At 69.1% G+C, this 18,823-nt stretch carries 12 protein-coding genes and 3 rRNA genes; 12 read left to right on the plus strand and 3 right to left on the minus strand.

Annotation, left to right across the window (positions count from 1 at the left end; translation table 11 throughout):
• Nucleotides 1–977: 977 nt before the first annotated feature.
• From TCUR_RS10690 to TCUR_RS10710, 6 genes are all read left to right on the plus strand, one after another.
• Nucleotides 978–2,509, plus strand: a 16S ribosomal RNA gene (locus tag TCUR_RS10690).
• Nucleotides 2,510–2,988: 479 nt separating this feature from the next.
• A 23S ribosomal RNA gene (locus TCUR_RS10695) occupies nucleotides 2,989–6,115 on the plus strand.
• A 273-nt stretch (nucleotides 6,116–6,388) separates the two neighbouring features.
• Nucleotides 6,389–6,505, plus strand: a 5S ribosomal RNA gene (gene rrf / locus TCUR_RS10700).
• Together the 16S, 23S and 5S rRNA genes form the textbook arrangement of a ribosomal RNA operon.
• Nucleotides 6,506–6,809: 304 nt before the next feature.
• A complete protein-coding gene (locus tag TCUR_RS26455; protein WP_148232986.1) occupies nucleotides 6,810–7,304 on the plus strand; it encodes a hypothetical protein in 495 nt (164 codons plus the stop codon).
• A complete protein-coding gene (locus TCUR_RS26460; RefSeq protein ID WP_245537026.1) occupies nucleotides 7,301–8,293 on the plus strand; it encodes a tetratricopeptide repeat protein in 993 nt (330 codons plus the stop codon). Before TCUR_RS26455 ends, TCUR_RS26460 begins: the two co-directional genes overlap by 4 nt.
• Nucleotides 8,294–8,645: 352 nt before the next feature.
• A complete protein-coding gene (locus tag TCUR_RS10710; protein WP_012852512.1) occupies nucleotides 8,646–9,815 on the plus strand; it encodes an alkaline phosphatase PhoX in 1,170 nt (389 codons plus the stop codon).
• Between the two features lie 54 nt (nucleotides 9,816–9,869).
• Here TCUR_RS10710 and TCUR_RS10715 read toward each other — a convergent pair whose 3' ends face one another.
• Complete coding sequence (locus tag TCUR_RS10715) at nucleotides 9,870–10,808, minus strand: MBL fold metallo-hydrolase (protein WP_012852513.1); 939 nt, start codon at nucleotides 10,806–10,808, stop codon at nucleotides 9,870–9,872.
• 150 nt (nucleotides 10,809–10,958) lie between these two features.
• Complete coding sequence (locus TCUR_RS10720) at nucleotides 10,959–12,323, minus strand: DUF1015 domain-containing protein (RefSeq protein ID WP_012852514.1); 1,365 nt, start codon at nucleotides 12,321–12,323, stop codon at nucleotides 10,959–10,961.
• A gap of 255 nt (nucleotides 12,324–12,578) precedes the next feature.
• Here TCUR_RS10720 and TCUR_RS10725 point away from each other — a divergent pair, with 255 nt between their 5' ends.
• Both TCUR_RS10725 and TCUR_RS10730 read left to right on the plus strand, forming a co-directional pair.
• Nucleotides 12,579–12,992, plus strand: coding sequence for a tetratricopeptide repeat protein (locus TCUR_RS10725; RefSeq protein WP_012852515.1), 414 nt, complete (start codon nucleotides 12,579–12,581; stop codon nucleotides 12,990–12,992).
• Between the two features lie 175 nt (nucleotides 12,993–13,167).
• Nucleotides 13,168–14,172, plus strand: a complete 1,005-nt coding sequence (locus TCUR_RS10730; protein ID WP_012852516.1) for an HAD-IIA family hydrolase — start codon at nucleotides 13,168–13,170, stop codon at nucleotides 14,170–14,172.
• 28 nt (nucleotides 14,173–14,200) lie between these two features.
• Here TCUR_RS10730 and TCUR_RS10735 read toward each other — a convergent pair whose 3' ends face one another.
• Complete coding sequence (locus TCUR_RS10735; protein WP_012852517.1) at nucleotides 14,201–14,542, minus strand: SCP2 sterol-binding domain-containing protein; 342 nt, start codon at nucleotides 14,540–14,542, stop codon at nucleotides 14,201–14,203.
• Between the two features lie 112 nt (nucleotides 14,543–14,654).
• On the opposite strand from TCUR_RS10735, the gene TCUR_RS10740 reads away from it, so the two are divergent.
• From TCUR_RS10740 to recN, 4 genes are all read left to right on the plus strand, one after another.
• On the plus strand, nucleotides 14,655–14,999 hold the full coding sequence (locus TCUR_RS10740; protein WP_012852518.1) for a hypothetical protein: 345 nt from the start codon (nucleotides 14,655–14,657) through the stop codon (nucleotides 14,997–14,999).
• 127 nt (nucleotides 15,000–15,126) lie between these two features.
• Nucleotides 15,127–15,933, plus strand: coding sequence for a TlyA family RNA methyltransferase (locus tag TCUR_RS10745; protein WP_012852519.1), 807 nt, complete (start codon nucleotides 15,127–15,129; stop codon nucleotides 15,931–15,933).
• A 70-nt stretch (nucleotides 15,934–16,003) separates the two neighbouring features.
• Complete coding sequence (locus tag TCUR_RS10750) at nucleotides 16,004–16,930, plus strand: NAD kinase (protein ID WP_148232987.1); 927 nt, start codon at nucleotides 16,004–16,006, stop codon at nucleotides 16,928–16,930.
• A 62-nt stretch (nucleotides 16,931–16,992) separates the two neighbouring features.
• Nucleotides 16,993–18,702, plus strand: a complete 1,710-nt coding sequence (recN, locus tag TCUR_RS10755) for a DNA repair protein RecN (RefSeq protein ID WP_041441523.1) — start codon at nucleotides 16,993–16,995, stop codon at nucleotides 18,700–18,702.
• The last annotated feature ends 121 nt before the right edge of the window (nucleotides 18,703–18,823 follow it).

The following is an 18,823-nucleotide window of genomic DNA, read 5'->3' on the forward strand; positions in this document are numbered from 1 at the left end:
ACGCGCATGAGCAAGGGGAACGAAGATCCCGCTCCCTGCCTTCCGTGAGAGACGGACGAAGGCGCCTACCGACTCAGACCTGCCAGGGTTTCACCGCCCTCTCGCAACGGCACGGCCTTGTGATGCATGGGGCTCACCTTCTGTAGCTGGGACTCACTCTGGTGAGGCGCAGTGGATCCTCGTGGGAACCAAGGCCTCCGTCGCCTGTCCTGTCCCACGGGCTCCTCGGCTGGGCTGAAGGGGCCGGTGCAGGTGCTGTTCGACGGCGGGCGGGACGCTTTGCAGCCTCCCCGGTGGGGGGCGAGCAGGAGAGCAGGGGACTGAACGCCTCCCTCGGGACCGGTAGGGCGTTCCTCGCCCAGACCTCGGGTGAAAAGGAGATCTACCTGGGCGAACTCGCTGCTGACACCGGACAGGGGGACTCCGGTGAGCCTCTGGCCGGCCCGTCGGCCGGTCACGGGAGTGGTGAGGCGTGCGTCACAGAACCAGCCTCAAGGCTCCGCCGGTCCGGCTCACCAGGGCGGGAACAAGCTGATTGAGCTGGGACGTTGTCTCTTGACGGCCTCGATTTGACGTCCTTGCGCGGTCAACCTAATGTTCTACCTGCCCCACGGGGGAGCGGGACGCCCGAGCAGGCGGCCGGCCCGGGGGAAACCACCACAGAACCAGATGGTTGCGGTACTTCGCGCCCTGATGGCGGTGGTGGGCCTGATCGGACCGAGTTGGACAAACCGGGACGAACAGGTACAGTAGAAGGGTTGCCCCGCGGGGGCCTGCCTGGTTGGGTGGGTGCTCCGAGGTGGGTGTCCGTTTCTTGAGAACTCAACAGTGTGTCAAAAGCCAGTGCCTTGTGTCAGCCTCTGCCTGGTGTGGGTGGGGGTTGTGGTTCCTCGTCAGAGGATGATGTTGTTGGGATCGAAGGTCCCATTCTGAAGGTTTGGCTCACCTGGTGTTTGTGCCGGGTGGGTGTGTGGCCTTTGGTGGAGAGTTTGATCCTGGCTCAGGACGAACGCTGGCGGCGTGCTTAACACATGCAAGTCGAGCGGAAAGGCCCCTTCGGGGGTACTCGAGCGGCGAACGGGTGAGTAACACGTGAGTAACCTGCCCTCGACTCTGGGATAAGCCTGGGAAACTGGGTCTAATACCGGATATTCACCTCCTGTCGCATGGTGGGGGGTGGAAAGTTCCCTCTTTTTGGGGGTTCGGTCGGGGATGGGCTCGCGGCCTATCAGCTTGTTGGTGGGGTGACGGCCTACCAAGGCGACGACGGGTAGCCGGCCTGAGAGGGCGACCGGCCACACTGGGACTGAGACACGGCCCAGACTCCTACGGGAGGCAGCAGTGGGGAATCTTGCGCAATGGGCGAAAGCCTGACGCAGCGACGCCGCGTGGGGGATGAAGGCCTTCGGGTTGTAAACCCCTTTCAGCACCGACGAAGTTTGGACGGTAGGTGCAGAAGAAGCGCCGGCTAACTACGTGCCAGCAGCCGCGGTAATACGTAGGGCGCGAGCGTTGTCCGGAATTATTGGGCGTAAAGAGCTCGTAGGCGGCTTGTCGCGTCTGTCGTGAAAGCCCACGGCTTAACCGTGGGTTTGCGGTGGATACGGGCAGGCTAGAGGCAGGTAGGGGAGCATGGAATTCCCGGTGTAGCGGTGAAATGCGCAGATATCGGGAGGAACACCGGTGGCGAAGGCGGTGCTCTGGGCCTGTTCTGACGCTGAGGAGCGAAAGCGTGGGGAGCGAACAGGATTAGATACCCTGGTAGTCCACGCCGTAAACGTTGGGCGCTAGGTGTGGGGTTCTTCCACGGGATTCCGCGCCGTAGCTAACGCATTAAGCGCCCCGCCTGGGGAGTACGGCCGCAAGGCTAAAACTCAAAGGAATTGACGGGGGCCCGCACAAGCGGCGGAGCATGTTGCTTAATTCGACGCAACGCGAAGAACCTTACCAAGGCTTGACATCACCCGAAAACCTGCAGAGATGCAGGGTCCCTTCGGGGGCGGGTGACAGGTGGTGCATGGCTGTCGTCAGCTCGTGTCGTGAGATGTTGGGTTAAGTCCCGCAACGAGCGCAACCCTCGTTCCATGTTGCCAGCGGGTTATGCCGGGGACTCATGGAAGACCGCCGGGGTCAACTCGGAGGAAGGTGGGGACGACGTCAAGTCATCATGCCCCTTATGTCTTGGGCTGCAAACATGCTACAATGGCCGGTACAGAGGGCTGCGATACCGTGAGGTGGAGCGAATCCCTAAAAGCCGGTCTCAGTTCGGATCGAAGTCTGCAACTCGACTTCGTGAAGTCGGAGTCGCTAGTAATCGCAGATCAGCAACGCTGCGGTGAATACGTTCCCGGGCCTTGTACACACCGCCCGTCACGTCACGAAAGTCGGCAACACCCGAAGCCCGTGGCCTAACCCGTAAGGGGGGGAGCGGTCGAAGGTGGGGCTGGCGATTGGGACGAAGTCGTAACAAGGTAGCCGTACCGGAAGGTGCGGCTGGATCACCTCCTTTCTAAGGAGCACTTGTCCAACCTGCCGGCACTTGTGTGGTGTTGGTGTGGTTCAGGGTTTCGGTCTACGGGGCCGTGGGTGCCTCGGACCGGTGCTCGCAAATCGTGGAACACTGGCTAGTCAACCTGCCTGGGTTGCTGCCCGGTCAGTACTACCCGCATCCGACGGTGTCGGATGGCTCCTCTTGACTGAGGGGTCGGAGCCTTGCTTCTCCCTGTGCGGGGGGTGGGGTTCGGGGTGTGGAACCTCCGGTGTCGGGGGCTTGGGTGGGTTGGGCACACTGTTGGGTCCTGAGGAAACGGGCCTCTTTGGGGGTTGGTTTTCTCGGACTGTTCGGGGCCACGTGCCTGGCGCTCTGCCTGGTGGTGGGGTGTGTGGGTGTGGTTGTCCGGTTGTTTTTTGTGAACTGCATAGTGGACGCGAGCATCTGTTGATTGCCCGACCACCTGTTTCCTCCCTTTTTTGTGGAGGGGTTGGTGTTGGTAAGTTGGTAAGGGCATACGGTGGATGCCTTGGCACCAGGAGCCGATGAAGGACGTGGGAGCCTGCGATATGCCTCGGGGAGCCGGCAACCAGGCTGTGATCCGGGGATTTCCGAATGGGGTAACCTGGCACCTGTCATGGGGTGTCGCCGCCGTCTGAATGTATAGGGCGGTTGGTGGGAACGCGGGGAAGTGAAACATCTCAGTACCCGCTGGAAGAGAAAACAAATTGTGATTCCGTGAGTAGTGGTGAGCGAAAGCGGAGGAGCCTAAACCGTGCGCGTGTGATACCCGGCGGGGGTTGCGTGTGCGGGGTTGTGGGAGCGCCCAGCTGGGTCCGCCGGCCTGGCGGGGAGTGAGAAACCGTGTGTGTAGCCGAACGATCTGGGATGGTCGACCGTAGACGGTGAGAGTCCGGTAGGCGAAACGCATGCGGCTCCCGGGCGTTGTCCCGAGTAGCACGGGGCCCGTGGAATCCCGTGTGAATCTGCCACGACCACGTGGTAAGGCTAAATACTTCCTGGTGACCGATAGCGGACTAGTACCGTGAGGGAATGGTGAAAAGTGCCCCGGTGAGGGGTGGTGAAAGAGTACCTGAAACCGTATGCCTACAAGCCGTCAGAGCCGTTGGCCCTGCCTTTGGTGGGGTTGGTGATGGCGTGCCTTTTGAAGAATGAGCCTGCGAGTCATGGTGTGTGGCGAGGTTAACCCGTGTGGGGTAGCCGTAGCGAAAGCGAGTCTGAAGAGGGCGTTTGAGTCGCATGCTGTGGACCCGAAGCGGGGTGATCTAGCCATGGGCAGGGTGAAGCGCCGGTAAGACGGTGTGGAGGCCCGAACCCACCAGGGTTGAAAACCTGGGGGATGACCTGTGGCTAGGGGTGAAAGGCCAATCAAACTCCGTGATAGCTGGTTCTCCCCGAAATGCATTTAGGTGCAGCGTCGCGTGGTGCTTGCCGGAGGTAGAGCTACTGGATGGCCTAGGGGCCTTACCGGGTTACCGAAGTCAGCCAAACTCCGAATGCCGGTAAGTTGAGCGCGGCAGTGAGACTGCGGGGGATAAGCTTCGTGGTCGAGAGGGAAACAGCCCAGATCATCGGCTAAGGCCCCGAAGCGTGTGCTAAGTGGTAAAGGATGTGGAGTTGCCGTGACAACCAGGAGGTTGGCTTAGAAGCAGCCATCCTTGAAAGAGTGCGTAATAGCTCACTGGTCAAGTGATTCCGCGCCGACAATGTAGCGGGGCTCAAGCACACCGCCGAAGCCGTGGCATCTCGTGTTCTCCTTGGGAGGGCGCGGGGTGGGTAGGGGAGCGTCCTGTAGCCGGTGAAGCCGCCGAGGGATCGAGTGGTGGAGGCTGCGGGAGTGAGAATGCAGGCATGAGTAGCGAGTCACACGTGAGAATCGTGTGCGCCGGATGACTAAGGGTTCCTGGGGCAGGCTGTTCCGCCCAGGGTAAGTCGGGACCTAAGGCGAGGCCGTGAGGCGTAGTCGATGGGCAACGGGTTGATATTCCCGTACCCGCTGGTATGCGCCCATATCGAACCTCCGGATGCTAACCACCCGAACCGCCCCTGCGACCTTCGGGTCGTGGGTGTTTGCGGGGAGGCTGGGACCCGACGGGGTAGTAGGTAAGCGATGGGGTGACGCAGGAGGGTAGCTCAGCCCAGGCGGTGGTTGTCCTGGGGTAAGCATGTGGCCCGCGCGGTAGGCAAATCCGCCGCGCATTGAGGGTGAGGTGCGATGCCGAGCCGTTTTAGGCGAAGTGAGTGATCCCATGCTGCCGAGAAAAGCCTCTAGCGAGCATGCCGGCGGCCCGTACCCTAAACCGACTCAGGTGGTCAGGTAGAGAATACCGAGGCGTTCGGGTGAACTGTGGTTAAGGAACTCGGCAAATTGCCCCCGTAACTTTGGGAGAAGGGGGGCCCTGTCTGGTGAACCCACGTGCTGGGGGAGCTGGGTGGGGTCGCAGTGGCCAGGGGGAAGCGACTGTTTACTAAAAACACAGGTCCGTGCGAAGTCGTAAGACGCTGTATACGGACTGACGCCTGCCCGGTGCCGGAACGTTAAGAGGACCGCTTAACCCCTTCGGGGGTGAAGGTGAGAATCTAAGCGCCGGTAAACGGCGGTGGTAACTATAACCATCCTAAGGTAGCGAAATTCCTTGTCGGGTAAGTTCCGACCTGCACGAATGGCGTAACGACTTCCCCGCTGTCTCAACCACAGGCCCGGCGAAATTGCAGTACGAGTAAAGATGCTCGTTTCGCGCAGCAGGACGGAAAGACCCCGGGACCTTCACTACAGCTTGGTATTGGCGTTTGAGGTGGCTTGTGTAGGATAGGTGGGAGACTGTGAAGCCTGGACGCTAGTTCGGGTGGAGTCGTTGGTGAAATACCACTCTGGTCATTTCGAGCGTCTAACCCGCGCCCGTGGATCCGGGTGGGGGACAGTGCCTGGTGGGTAGTTTAACTGGGGCGGTTGCCTCCTAAAGGGTAACGGAGGCGCCCAAAGGTTCCCTCAGCCTGGTTGGTCATCAGGTGGTGAGTGCAAGGGCACAAGGGAGCTTGACTGTGAGACGGACGTGTCGAGCAGGTGCGAAAGCAGGGCCTAGTGATCCGGCATCTCCGTGTGGAAGGGGTGTCGCTCAACGGCTAAAAGGTACCCCGGGGATAACAGGCTGATCTTCCCCAAGAGTCCATATCGACGGGATGGTTTGGCACCTCGATGTCGGCTCGTCGCATCCTGGGGCTGGAGTAGGTCCCAAGGGTTGGGCTGTTCGCCCATTAAAGCGGCACGCGAGCTGGGTTTAGAACGTCGCGAGACAGTTCGGTCCCTATCCGCTGCGCGCGTAGGAGACTTGATGGGGGGCTGTCCCTAGTACGAGAGGACCGGGACGGACGAACCTCTGGTGTGCCAGTTGTCCCGCCAGGGGCATGGCTGGTTGGCTACGTTCGGGAGGGATAACCGCTGAAAGCATCTAAGCGGGAAGCCTGCCCCGAGATGAGGTCTCCCTCCCCGCCCTTCGGGGTGGGGGTAAGGCTCCCAGGAGATGACTGGGTTGATAGGCCGGGCATGGAAGCCCTGTGAGGGGTGGAGTGGACCGGTACTAATAAGCCGAGTGGCTTGCCTACACCGTTGGGTGGTTGGGCAGTCAACAGGTGTTCGTGTCCCTGTGTGGTTCACAGGAAACAACCCCGCACCCGCAAGGGGTGGGTGTGGTCCTGGTTGATAAGTGAACAGCGTGAGCGAGTGTTCCCACTGTTCCCGCCCTGTTTTGTAGTGTGGGGTGGGGGGAGCGTCCATGATGGGTTTCCTCACCGGCCCGCCGGTGGGTCTGGCCCCTTCCCCGGGGAGTGGGGAGGGTGTGGTCGGCCTCTTGGGGGGTTGGGGTGGGGGTTGGGCGTTCCGGTGGTTATGGCGGAGGGGAAACACCCGGTCCCATTCCGAACCCGGTAGTTAAGCCCTCCAGCGCCGATGGTACTGCATGGGAGACTGTGTGGGAGAGTAGGTCACCGCCGGAACACACACGTCGAAAAGGGTTGGGGCTGGGTTCCCCGGGGGTGTCACCCCGGTGGAATTCCAGCCCCAACCCATGTCCAGGATCCGCTAAATATGCTGGATCCATTAGGTGACCAACGATAGTGACGGACGTGATGAGCGCGGAAAAGAACCGTCGCAGCGGCGACGACCGCGAGCGGCGTGGCAAGGGGCGGGGCGACGACGGGCACCGTGGGGCGTCTGCCGACCGGGAGAACCCCTCCCAGAGCGGGGGCAGGAACGGTGGAGCTTCGCCGCGCTCAGGAGGTCCCAAGGACGGCGGTCGGCGTGATCGCCGCAGAAACGACTCCCCGGGCGGAGCGAGATCGGGCCGGCGTTTTCCGACATCGGGAGAACGTGGTTCTCGCCGTTGGTCCTCCGAAGAAGGACGGGGCGGAAAACGTCGTTTTGAAGGCTCCGATCCCCGACGGGAGGGATTCCCCCGAAAAGGCCGGGACGGCGGGCGGGAAGAGTTCGATTCGGCCGGATCGGAAAAGGGGGGCTCTGCGGTTTTCCGGCGAGGCCGCGATGAAGGCGATCGCCGCACGGGCTCTTGGCGGACTCGGAACGCAGATCAAGGACCCGGCGGCCGCCGTGGGGACGACGAGCGCGGTTTTGAGAAAGCGTCCAAGAGCGGTTCGTGGTACGAACGCCGGCGTGATGCGGCGGACCGGGCCGGGAGACGCCACGGCAAATCTCGTCCGGTGCGGGCCGGCAAGGGACATCCGGGCGGAGCCCGCTGGGAGCGCCGAGGAGAACCGGCCACCGGCAAGAACCGTGTGAACGAACGGCGGGAACCCGTCTCTGCGGCGCCGGAAGTGCCCCAGGACGTCACCGGGGAGGAACTGCACGCCGAGGCGCGCGCCGAACTGCGCACGCTGCCCAAGGAACTGGCGACCAAGGTGGCCAGGCATCTGGTGATGGCCGGGCGGCTGATCGAAGAGGACCCGGCGACCGCCTACCTGCACGCCAAGGAGGCCCGCCGGCTCGCCTCGCGGGTCGGTGTCGTCCGGGAGGCGGCGGGACTGGCCGCCTACCACGCCGGTCAGTGGGCGGATGCGCTGGCCGAACTGCGGGCGGCTCGGCGGCTGCACCAGACCGAGGACGCCTACCTGCCCATCCTCGCCGACTGCGAACGCGGCCTGGGGCGTCCGGAACGGGCGCTGGAACTGGCCAAGTCGCCGGCGGCCCGGCGGCTGAGCCAGGCCGACCGGGTCGAGCTGCGGATCGTGGAGTCGGGAGCGCGCCGGGACATGGGGCAGCCCGAGGCCGCAGTGGTGACCTTGCAGATCCCCGAGCTGCGGGACACCCGGCTGCGTCCCTGGTCCACCCGCCTGTTCTACGCCTACGCCGACGCGTTGCTGGAGGCGGGACGCAAAGAGGAGGCCGGCGAGTGGTTCGCCCGGGCGGCCGCCGCCGACCGCGAGGGAGAGACCGACGCCGCCGAACGCTACGCCGAGCTGGAGGGCCTGCAGATCCTCGACCTGGAGGACGAGGAACCCACAGAGCCCGCACCCCCTTCGCAAGTCTCGGGCGAGGAGCTGAAATCGGAGGCCCCTGCCGACGGTCCGACCGGGGGCGGAGAGTCCTCGGAGGACGGCCCGCAGCGGTCCGCCGCTGCGGACGATGAGGAGCCTGCGGAGTCCGCCGAGGCCGAGGAGCCGAAGGCGGACGTTCCCGATGAGAGCCTCCCGGAGAGCTCGCAGCAGTCCACCGGCGTGGACGGCGAGGGACCGCGTGGGGAGACGGGCACTCCGAAGGCCGGCGACTGACCTTTCCGCGCAGTGGCTGCGGGTGAACGGTCCGCGGCCTCACCGAACCCGCGCAGGCGGACGATCGTGCCGCCGCACCCCGCTGCGAAAACGGGGTGCGGCGGGCCGCGCTCTGAACGTGCTCTTCTGGAACCGGTGTCCTGAGACCCGTCCCGGACCAGGCACCGGATACAAGCTCTCACCTGGGTGAACCCGAAAAATTCACGTTCAGGTCAATAAAGGCGGCGAAACATGTGACTTGACGGCAAAGGCTCTTCGCACGATAGTCACCAGATTGCGCCCCTCCGGATGTGATCGCTGTCACCTTCCGGCGGGGGCCGTCCTGGTCTCGGGTGAACAGTTGGAGAGCACCATGCCGATCGGGCTGAGCCGCCGAGCCTTCCTGCGCACCACGGCCATCGCGGGTGGAACCGCGGCCTTCACCGGAGGACTGTGGCAGCAGGCGTTCGCAGGACCCGCCCAACCCGGGGTCGGCCCGTACGGGCCGCTGCAGGCGCCCGACGCCAACGGCATCCAGCTGCCCGCGGGTTTCACCAGCCGGGTGATCGCCCGGTCGATGCAGCGGGTGCCCGGAACCCGCTACACCTGGCACCCCGCCCCCGACGGCGGCGCCTGCTTCCCCGACGGCGACGGCTGGATCTATGTCAGCAACTCCGAGGTGCCGGTGGTGGGCGGCGCCTCGGCCGTCCGTTTCGACGCCTCCGGCAACATCGTCGACGCCTACCGCATCCTCAACCTGACCACGCTGAACTGCGCGGGCGGAGCCACCCCCTGGGGGACCTGGCTGTCGTGCGAGGAGTACGCCTTCGGCATCGTGTACGAGACCTACCCGCAGGGCGGCCGGCCCGCCGTGCAGCGTCCGGCGATGGGGCGTTTCAAACACGAAGCCGCCGCCTGCGACCCCGTCCGGAAGGTCGTCTATCTGACCGAGGACGAAAGAGACGGCTGTTTCTATCGCTTCCGCCCCAAGGTCTGGGGCGACCTGTCCGAGGGGGTGCTGGAGGTTCTGGTCGGCTCCGGCACCGGCCCCGTCACCTGGCGGAAAGTGCCCAACCCCCGGCTGTGGACGACCCCGACCCGCGACCAGGTCCCGGGCGCCATGCGTTTCAACGGCGGCGAGGGCTGCTACTACACCGGAGGGGTCTGCTATTTCACCACCAAGGGGGACGGACGGGTCTGGGCCTATGACGCCGAGGCCGAGACACTCGACCTGGCCTACGACGACGACCTGGTGACCGAGGGGGAGCCTCCGCTGACCGGCGTCGACAACATCACCGGCGCCTCCAGCGGCGACCTGTACGTGGCTGAGGACGGCGGGAACATGGAGATCAACATGATCACCCCGGACGGCGTGGTGACGCCGTTCCTGCGCGTCCTCGGCCATGACGAGTCGGAGATCACCGGCCCGGCCTTCTCCCCGGACGGCACGCGGCTGTACTTCTCCTCCCAGCGGGGCCGCAGCGGCTTCATCGGCGGCACCGACGGCTACACCTACGAGATCACCGGCCCGTTCCGGCGCTGACGGAGACGGCCCGGCCGGTTGCGCCGGAGGGCGCAGCCGGCCGGGAGGCGCCCCTCAGGCGTGTTTGTCGAGGGAGTGCATGATGCCGGCGACGTTGCTGCGGACGCCGCTGAGCATCTCGTACTTGCCGGCCAGCTCCGGGTCGGCGTCCGGACCGTAGGCCCGGTAGCGCCCGGCGGTGCGTTCCTGGACGGCCGCGACCGCGTGGTCGAGGTCCAGGCCCTGGTCGCGGGCGTCCCGGACGGCCTCCACCCAGATCCGCAGTTCCTCGGCGGAGCGGTCGAGGGTGTCCTCCACCGCCTCGACCGGCCCGTAGTGGGCGAACAGCAGCCGCTGGGGACGCAGCGCCCGGAACTTCTCCAAGGAGGCCAGCGCGGTGTCCAGGTCGAAGTCCGGCGGGGGCGTCGCCGGGCGCACGTCGGCGGTCTCGGGGATGTAGACGCCCGCGGCGTCCCCGACGTACAGGTCGCCGGTGAGCGAGTCCAGCAGCCCTATGTGGTGCTTGGCGTGGCCGGGGGAGTAGTGCGACTGCAACCGCCGCCCGCCGCCCAGGTCGATCACCCCGGTCTCCTCCACCGCCCGGATGCGCGCCGCCTCGGTCGGCTTCAGCTCGCCGAACAGGGTGTCGAGCAGGTCGCCGTAGACCATCCGGGCGCTGCGCATCAGCCGCTGCGGGTCGGCCAGGTGCCGGGCGCCCTTTTCGTGCACGACGATCTCGGCCTGCGGGTACATCCGCGCGATGTCGCCGACCCCGCCGGCGTGGTCGAGGTGGATGTGCGTCACCACCACGGTCGCCAGGTCCCGCGGCCCGATCCCCAGTTCGGTCAGCGCCCGCCGCACCGTCGGCGCCGACCCGCTGGTGCCGGGCTCCACCAGGCAGGGCCGGTCGGAGCGGATCAGGTACCCGGCGGTGATGCCGGGGTGGCCGGCCAGCTGGGTGTCGATCTCATAGACCTCATCGCCCAGCGGGGTGATCAAACTCTGGGTGCTCATCGGCGGCTCCGCTCACAAGGCGGACCTTCGCAGCGTTTCGGCCGGTTGCGGCGAGATCCCGCCGGGCCTGCTGGAAGGTCCGCTCGTCCACAGTTGCGGACGGGCCTGGCAGGGCCGGCCCGCCGGTCCCATCGTAGGAGCGGAAAGGGATCAGTCCAGGTCTAGCAGCCGCAGCACCAGCCCGGTGCGCGGTTTGGGAGCAAAGGAGGTGGACTTGCGCGGCACCCGTTCGCCCCCCGCGGCCACCGCCAGCACGTCGGCGACCGACAGCGGGTTCACGATGACGGCGGTGCCGCCGGCCCGCCGGGCCTGCTCTATGGCGGCCTCTGGATCGTCGTGGACGACCCGGACGGTGCGCTCGTCGGCCGTGATGCCCCATAGCCGTGCGATGAGGAGCCGGTCCAGCACCGCGGTGTCCAGCCGCCGCCACCGCTCGGAGCGGCCCGCGGGCATCGCCTGCGCCAAGTGCCGGGCGTCGGGGTCGGTGAGCAGATACAGCCGCTCCCCGCCGCCCAGCAGGAACGCCGGCCGTCGCGTCGCCAGTTCCTTGACGGCCTCCTGCAGCCCGTCCTGGAGCTCGGTGACCCGGAAGGCCGCCTTGGCGCGTTCCACCGCCGTCTCGGGCGCCAGCCCCGGCAGCACCCGGTGAATGGCCCCCAGACGCGGCGGATGGCGGGCGGAGTCGACCAGCAGCGCCAGCCCGTAGTCCCACGGCCCCGGCCCGTCCCCGGCCGCACGGTGCCGGGCCTGCAGCGCCCGGTAGGTGGCGTACCGGTGATGCCCGTCGGCGATGAGCGCCCGGCATTCCCGCAGCCCCGCCGCGAGCCGCTCCTGCACCGCGGGATCGGTCACTCGCCACAGCCGATGGCGGGTCCCGTCCCTGCCGTGGAACTCCACGAGCGGGGCGGTCCGGTCGGCGATCGCCTCCACCAGGTCCGAGGTGCGCCGCGGCGCCGCGGCCTCGCCGTCGTAGACGAGGAAGATGGGTTCCAGATTGGCGCCGGTGGCGCTCATCAGCGCCAGGCGGTCGCGGACCGGGCCGGGAAAGACGTCCTCGTGCGGCAAGATCACCCCGGCCGACTCCGGGCGCAGCCCGAGCGCGCCGATCAGCCCGCGCTGGTGCAGGCCGTCCCCGGCGTGGACCTCGTAGATGTACAGGGCGGGAACCTCGTCGGCGATCAGCACGCCCTCCGCCAGCCACCGGCGCAACGTGGCGGCGGCCCGCCGGTAGCCGTCGGCGTCACCGGGCGGCAGGATCAGCCGGACCACGTTGTGCCCGTCGCTGGCCAGCAGCCGCTCGACCTCACCGGCGTCGATCAGGTCGTAGGGCGGGGTGGTCACCGCGGCCAGGTCCCCCACCGCCTCGGGCGCGAACCGCACTCCCCGAAACGGCCTCAACTCCAGCCCTTGGGCGCCGGCGTCACCGGCCGGCCACGGTTCTGCGGCGCCGAAGATCTGGGCGCTGAATTCCTCGGGAGTCCCGTTAAAGGGGAGATCGGCATCCACCGTGGGCATGGTAATTGGGGAGGCAATCGTGTCTGACGACCGGGTACGGTCGAGACCAGGGTCTGAGGGGAGGTCCATATGGGAGTACAAGGACCACAGGGAACAGAGGATTCCCCCGGCGAAGAACCCACCGCACCCCCGAACACCACCGACGGCACCGATCCGAGAACCGGCGAAGCAGACCTCTCCACGACCCCTGGTATGCACACCGCGCCCGGTGGTGGTCATCCAGGCATCACGCGAGACGAATCCGCAGCACCCGGCATGACCGGTGGCGGCGCTCAGGAGACGGAAAGCGGCGCTCCCGGCGGGGGCGTCTACGAGTGGTACATGCGGGGGCTCGAACTGCTGGGATCGGGGAGCCCGGCGGCGGCCGCGCAGCTGCTGCAGCGGGCGGCCGATGCCGAGCCGTCCTCCCGCAGCATCCGGGAGGCGCTGGCACGAGCCCAGTACGGGGCGCGGCGTTTCGCCGAAGCGGCCGAGAGCTTCCGCTGGATCGTCCAGGAGAACCCCGCCGAGGACTACGCGTTGTTCGGGCTGGGGCTGTCGCTGTCGCGGCTGGGCGACTTCGAGGAGGCCGTGGAGCCGCTGGCGCTGGCCGTGGCGATGCGACCGGAGAACAAGCACTACGCCCAGGCGCTGCGGCACGTGCGGGCGACACTGGCGGCACGGCGCTGACCCGGGCTCTTCGCCGGCCGCCTGGCCCCGGGCGGCCGGCGAAGACCGGGCGCACCACCCTCCGCCGGCACGAAGCGGTCACCGGCGGTCTCCCACCCCCGGGGGAGGACGAGCCGCCCCGCCGGGGGACGATGATGAGCCGTGGCCGGAACCGAGCGGAGGAGGAACGTTTTCCGTGCGTGGATGCGACCGTCCCCTGTGCGAGGCCTACGACGTGGCGCTGCTCGACCTCGACGGCGTGGTCTACGTCGGGCAGCGCGCCGTGCCCGGTGCGCCCGAGGCGCTGGCCAAGGCACGGGCGGCCGGGCAGCGGACGGCGTTCGTCACCAACAACGCCTCCCGCACCCCCGGCGCGGTCGCCGCGCTGCTCACCCGGGTGGGGGTGCCGGCCACCGAACAGGACGTGGTGACCTCCGCGCAGGCCGCCGCCCGGCTGCTGGCCGAACGGCTGCCCCGCGGCGCCAAGGTGCTGGTGGTCGGCGGGATGGGCCTGCGGCACGCGCTGTACGCCCAGGGCCTGGTGCCGGTTTCCACGGCGGCCGAACGCCCCGCCGCCGTGGTCCAGGGCTATGACCCGAATCTGTCGTACGGGCTGATCGCCCAGGGGGCGCAGGCGGTGGCGCAGGGCGCGCTGTTCGTGGCTTCCAACGGCGATCTGACCATCCCGCGCGGGGACGGCCCGCCCGCCCCCGGCAACGGTGCGCTGATGCAGGTGATCCGGGCGGCGACCGGGGTGGAACCGATCGTCACCGGCAAACCCGAACGCCCCCTGCACGCCGAGTCGATTCTGCGGACCGGGGCGCGCCGCCCGCTGGTGGTGGGCGACCGGCTCGACACCGACATCGAGGGCGCCCACAACGGCGGCGCCGACAGCCTGCTGGTCTTCACCGGCGTCACCGACCCGCTCGCCGCGCTGACCGCCCCTCCCCGGCACCGCCCCACCTATCTGGCCGCCGACCTGGGCGGCCTGCTGGTGCCCCACCCTGCGGTGCGGCGGGACGAGCACGGATGCCACTGCCGGGGCTGGAGCGCCCGCTGGAACGGCACGAAGATCGAGCTGACCGGCGAGGGGGACCCCTATGACGGCCTGCGCGCCCTGTGCGCGGCCGCCTGGCGCTCTGATGAGCCGGCGAAGGCGGCGGCCGTCGCCCCGGCGCTGGCCCGCCTCGGCCTGGCGTGACCGCCTGCGGCCCGTGCGGCGGCAGCCGTCATAGCAGCTTGCGCAGTCGCAGCAGGTCCCGGAAGCCGGCCTCCACCTTCAGCCGTCCGGTGGCCCACGCCTTGGCCGCGTGCAACTCGTCGTTGGCCAACGCCACCAGGTCATCGCTGCTGACGGTCAGCCGCACCTGGGCCGGCCGGGCGTCCTCGGCGGGCTCGAACGGGTCCAGCCCGCCCCGGTGAATCGCAGAATGCAACGTCAGGCCCAGATCGCTGATCCGGCAGCTGATCGTCCGCTCCACCACGTGCTCGGCGAACAGCTCGGGATGCACCTTCGCCAGCCGGGCGCGGATGAGGTCCAGCGCGGCCCGGCACTCCTCCTCGTTCGCCATGATCAGGCAGTTCCCCCATCGGTCGCCGACGATGCCGCCCCCAGGACGGTAGCGTTCACCACGACGCGAAGCGACCCGGGCGGCCGGCCCGGGGCTGTCTTGGAGGGAGCACATGTCCGGTGAACCCCCGGCGGACCAGGCCGGGACCGCGCCCGCCCTGGAGATCTCCGAGGACGGGACCTGGCGCCCCGCCCCCGCCCCGCCCCCGCCCGCCGCGGTGCCCTTCCCCGCCGCCCCGCCCCCCGAGCCGACCGGCGAGGAGAAGGTGGACGCCGCGCTGGGCAGGCTGGCGGAGCTGGCCCGCCTGCCGGTGTCGGAGCATGTGGCGGTCTTCGAGGACGTCCACCGGCGGCTGCAGGACGTCCTGACCTCCGTCGACCAGGAGACGGCCGGGCCGCCGACGCCCCGTCCCCCCGGACCGGGTATCGTCCCTGCGCGCCCTGACGGACGCCCGTGACCGCCCGTGCGGTGAACGCCGGGGCCCACGGCGTCCGTACCGAGGGCGGGGAGGAAACGGCAGAGGCAATAGGGGACCGGGCCGAAACGGGAATGGTGACGAGCGAGGGAGGCGGGGAGGCGCCGCGATGGCGGTGACGAGGCGACGGCTGGACGCCGAGCTGGTGCGGCGCAACCTGGCCCGCTCCCGGGAGCAGGCCCGCGAGCTGATCGAACAGGGCCGGGTACGGGTCGGCGGCCGGCCGGCCACCAAGGCGGCCACCCAGGTGGCGGCCGACGCGGCCATCGTCGTCGCCGGCGCCGGGCAGGACCCCGAGTACGTCTCCCGCGGCGGGCACAAGCTCGCCGGGGCGCTCAAGGCGTTCACTGCCTTGCGGGTCGAGGGCCGCCGCTGCCTGGACGCCGGGGCCTCCACCGGCGGTTTCACCGACGTGCTGCTGCGCGCCGGCGCCGCCCACGTGATCGCCGTCGATGTCGGCTACGGCCAGCTGGCCTGGTCGCTGCGCACCGATGCGCGGGTCACCGCCCTGGAGCGGGTCAACGTGCGCGACCTGACCCCCGAGCAGCTGCCGGGCGAGCCGCCCACCCTGGTCGTGGGCGACCTGTCGTTCATCTCGCTGCGGCTGGTGCTGGCGCCGCTGCGGCGCTGCGCGGCGCCCGAGGCCGACTTCGTGCTGATGGTCAAGCCGCAGTTCGAGGTCGGCCGGGAGCGGGTCGGGGCCGGCGGGGTGGTGCGCGACCCGGCGCTGCGCGCCGAGGCCGTCCGGGAGGTGGCCGCCTGCGCCGCGACGCTGGGACTGGGCGTGCTCGGGGTGACCGCCAGCCCCCTGCCCGGTCCGTCCGGCAACGTGGAGTACTTCCTGTGGCTGCGCTCCGGGGCGCCGCCGTTGCAGGAGGCGGATCTGGAGCGGGCCATCGCGGAGGGTCCGCAATGAGCTCACCCCGGCAACCGGCGATGATGCGTGAGGGCACCGGGGACCGCGCCGCAGGCGGCGGGGGTGATCGGTGAGCGGCAGGTCGGTGCTGGTCGTCGCGCACACCGGACGCCCGGAGGCGGTCCGCAGCGCGCAACTGGTCATCGAACGGCTCAGCAAGGCCGGCATCACCGTGCGGGTCCTGGACGAAGAGGCCCCCGAGCTGCACTGCGCCGGGGTGCAGGCGCTGCCCGGCACGGCCGCCGCGGCCCAGGACGCCGAACTGGTGATCGTGCTCGGCGGGGACGGCACCATCCTGCGCGCCGCCGACCTGGTGCGCATGTCGGGCACCCCGCTGCTGGGCGTCAACCTCGGCCACGTCGGTTTCCTGGCCGAGGCCGAACGCGACGATCTGACCTCCACCGTCGAACGGGTCGTCGAGCGGCGCTACCACGTCGAGGAGCGGATGACCATCGACGTGACCGTCCACCGCAACGGCACGGTGGCCGCCACCACCTGGGCGCTCAACGAGGCCACCGTGGAGAAGGCCGAACGGGAGCGGATGCTGGAGGTCGTCGTCGAGGTCGACGGCCGGCCGCTGTCGCACTGGGGCTGCGACGGGGTGGTGTGCGCCACCCCGACCGGCTCCACCGCCTACGCCTTCTCCGCCGGCGGCCCGGTGGTGTGGCCGCAGGTGGAGGCGATGCTGGTGGTGCCGATCAGCGCGCACGCCCTGTTCGCCCGTCCGCTGGTGGTCTCCCCCCGCTCGGCGGTGGCCGTGGAGGTGCTGCCCGACACCCCCCGCGCCGTGCTGTGGTGCGACGGGCGCCGCACGGTGGGCCTGCCGCCGGGGGCCCGGGTGGAGGTGCGGCGCGGCGCCGTGCCGGTCAGGCTGGCCAGGCTCCACCAGACCCCCTTCACCGACCGGCTGGTGACCAAATTCGGATTGCCGGTGACGGGCTGGCGTGGCCGGGCACTCCCTGAAGAAGGGGGCGGCGGGCGACGGCAACGCCGGTGACCGAGGCGCGGGATAATCTTCGGACCGTCGACCAAGGAGAGGGTGTGACGCTCGTGCGGCCGATGGTCGAGGAGGTTCGGATCCAGGGCCTCGGCGTGATCGACGAGGCGGTCCTGGAACTGTCCCCGGGGTTCAACGTGGTCACCGGAGAGACCGGGGCGGGCAAGACCATGGTGGTCACCAGCCTGGGCCTGCTGTTCGGCGGGCGCGCCGACCCCCAGCGGGTGCGGCCCGGCGCCGGACGCGCCACCGTCGAGGGCCGGATCGTGGTCGACCCCGCCGGGCGGGTGGCCTCCCGGGTCGCCGAGGCCGGCGCCGAGCTGGACGAAGACACCCTGATCATCACCCGGTCGGTGTCGGCCGAGGGCCGCTCGCGGGCCCATCTGGGCGGCCGGTCGGTGCCGGTCGGCCTGCTGATCGCGCTGGCCGACGACCTGGTGGCCGTGCACGGCCAGTCCGACCAGCAGCGGCTGCTGCAGCCCGGCCGGCAGCGCGCCGCGCTGGACCGCTACGCCGGGCGGGAGCTCGCCGCTCCGCTGCGCGCCTACACCGCCGCCTACCAGCGGCACCGCAAGGTCACCGCGCAGCTGGAGGAGCTGACCGCCCAGGCCCGCGAACGCGCCGCCGAGGCCGAGATGCTGCGCTTTGGCCTGGAGGAGATCGAAAAGGTCGACCCCAAGGCCGGTGAGGACGCCGAGCTGGCCGCCGAGGCCGAGCGGCTGGGCAACGCCGACGCCCTGCGCACCGCCGCCACCACCGCCCACCAGGCCCTGCTGGGCGACCCGGACGCCGCCGCGCTGACCCCCGCCGACGTGATGACCCTGCTGGGGACGGCGCGCAACGCCCTGGAGGGCGTCCGCGACCACGACCCGGCGCTGGGGCAGCTGGCCGACCGGCTGGCCGAGGCCGGCTACCTGATCTCCGATGCCGCCACCGAGCTGGCCGCCTACGCCGAGTCGGTGGAGGCCGACCCGATCCGCCTGGCGGCCGTGCAGGAACGGCGCGCCGAGCTGAACGCGCTGACCCGCAAATACGGCCCCACCCTGGAGGACGTGCTGGCCTGGGCGCAGCGGTCGGCGGCGCGGCTGGCGGAGCTGGAGGGCGACGATGAGCGCATCGAGCGGCTGCGCGCCGAGCAGGCCGAGCTGGAGCAGCGGCTGGGGGAGCTGGCCGCCGAGCTGACGGCGGTGCGCTCCCGCGCCGCCGAGCGTTTTTCGGCCGCGGTCACCGAGGAGCTGACCGCGCTGGCCATGCCGCACGCCCGGGTGGTGGTGAACGTCACCGCCACCGAGGAGTTCGGCCCGCACGGCGCCGACGAGGTGGAGATCCTGCTGGCCCCCCACCCGGGGGCGCCGCCGCTGCCGCTGCACAAGGGCGCCTCCGGCGGCGAGCTGTCGCGGGTGATGCTGGCGATCGAGGTGGTCTTCGCCGGCGCCGACCCGGTGCCCACGTTCGTCTTCGACGAGGTCGACGCCGGGGTGGGCGGCAAGGCCGCGGTCGAGATCGGCCGCCGCCTGGCCCGCCTGGCCCGCACCTCCCAGGTGATCGTGGTCACCCACCTGCCGCAGGTCGCCGCGTTCGCCGACCAGCACCTGCTGGTCGCCAAGTCCGACGACGGCTCGGTCACCCGCAGCGGCGTGACCGTGCTGGACCACGAGGGCCGCGTCAGGGAGCTGTCGCGGATGCTGGCCGGGCTGGAGGACTCCGAGCTCGGCCGCGCCCACGCCGAGGAGCTGCTGGAGCTGGCCGCCCGGGAGCGGCAGGCCACCTGAAGGGGCGGACACGCCCAAAGCGCCGCCTTGGCGGCCTGCGGCGTTCCGGCTCTGGCAGGATGGCAGTCGCCGGCCTCCTCCCGCGCGGAGGGAAGTTCCACGGTCGCCGTCAGGCGGGTCC

The sequence above is a fragment of the Thermomonospora curvata DSM 43183 genome (assembly GCF_000024385.1).
GTDB classification, from domain to species: Bacteria; Actinomycetota; Actinomycetes; order Streptosporangiales; family Streptosporangiaceae; genus Thermomonospora; species Thermomonospora curvata.

Coding starts and splice junctions, on each gene's coding strand:
- TCUR_RS10720 (WP_012852514.1), bottom strand. CDS start 12,323: ATGCCCACGGTGGATGCCGATCTCCCCTTTAACGGGACTCCCGAGGAA.
- recN (WP_041441523.1), top strand. CDS start 16,993: ATGGTCGAGGAGGTTCGGATCCAGGGCCTCGGCGTGATCGACGAGGCG.
- TCUR_RS10710 (WP_012852512.1), top strand. CDS start 8,646: ATGCCGATCGGGCTGAGCCGCCGAGCCTTCCTGCGCACCACGGCCATC.
- TCUR_RS10735 (WP_012852517.1), bottom strand. CDS start 14,542: ATGGCGAACGAGGAGGAGTGCCGGGCCGCGCTGGACCTCATCCGCGCC.
- TCUR_RS10725 (WP_012852515.1), top strand. CDS start 12,579: ATGACCGGTGGCGGCGCTCAGGAGACGGAAAGCGGCGCTCCCGGCGGG.
- TCUR_RS10715 (WP_012852513.1), bottom strand. CDS start 10,808: ATGAGCACCCAGAGTTTGATCACCCCGCTGGGCGATGAGGTCTATGAG.
- TCUR_RS10745 (WP_012852519.1), top strand. CDS start 15,127: ATGGCGGTGACGAGGCGACGGCTGGACGCCGAGCTGGTGCGGCGCAAC.
- TCUR_RS10740 (WP_012852518.1), top strand. CDS start 14,655: ATGTCCGGTGAACCCCCGGCGGACCAGGCCGGGACCGCGCCCGCCCTG.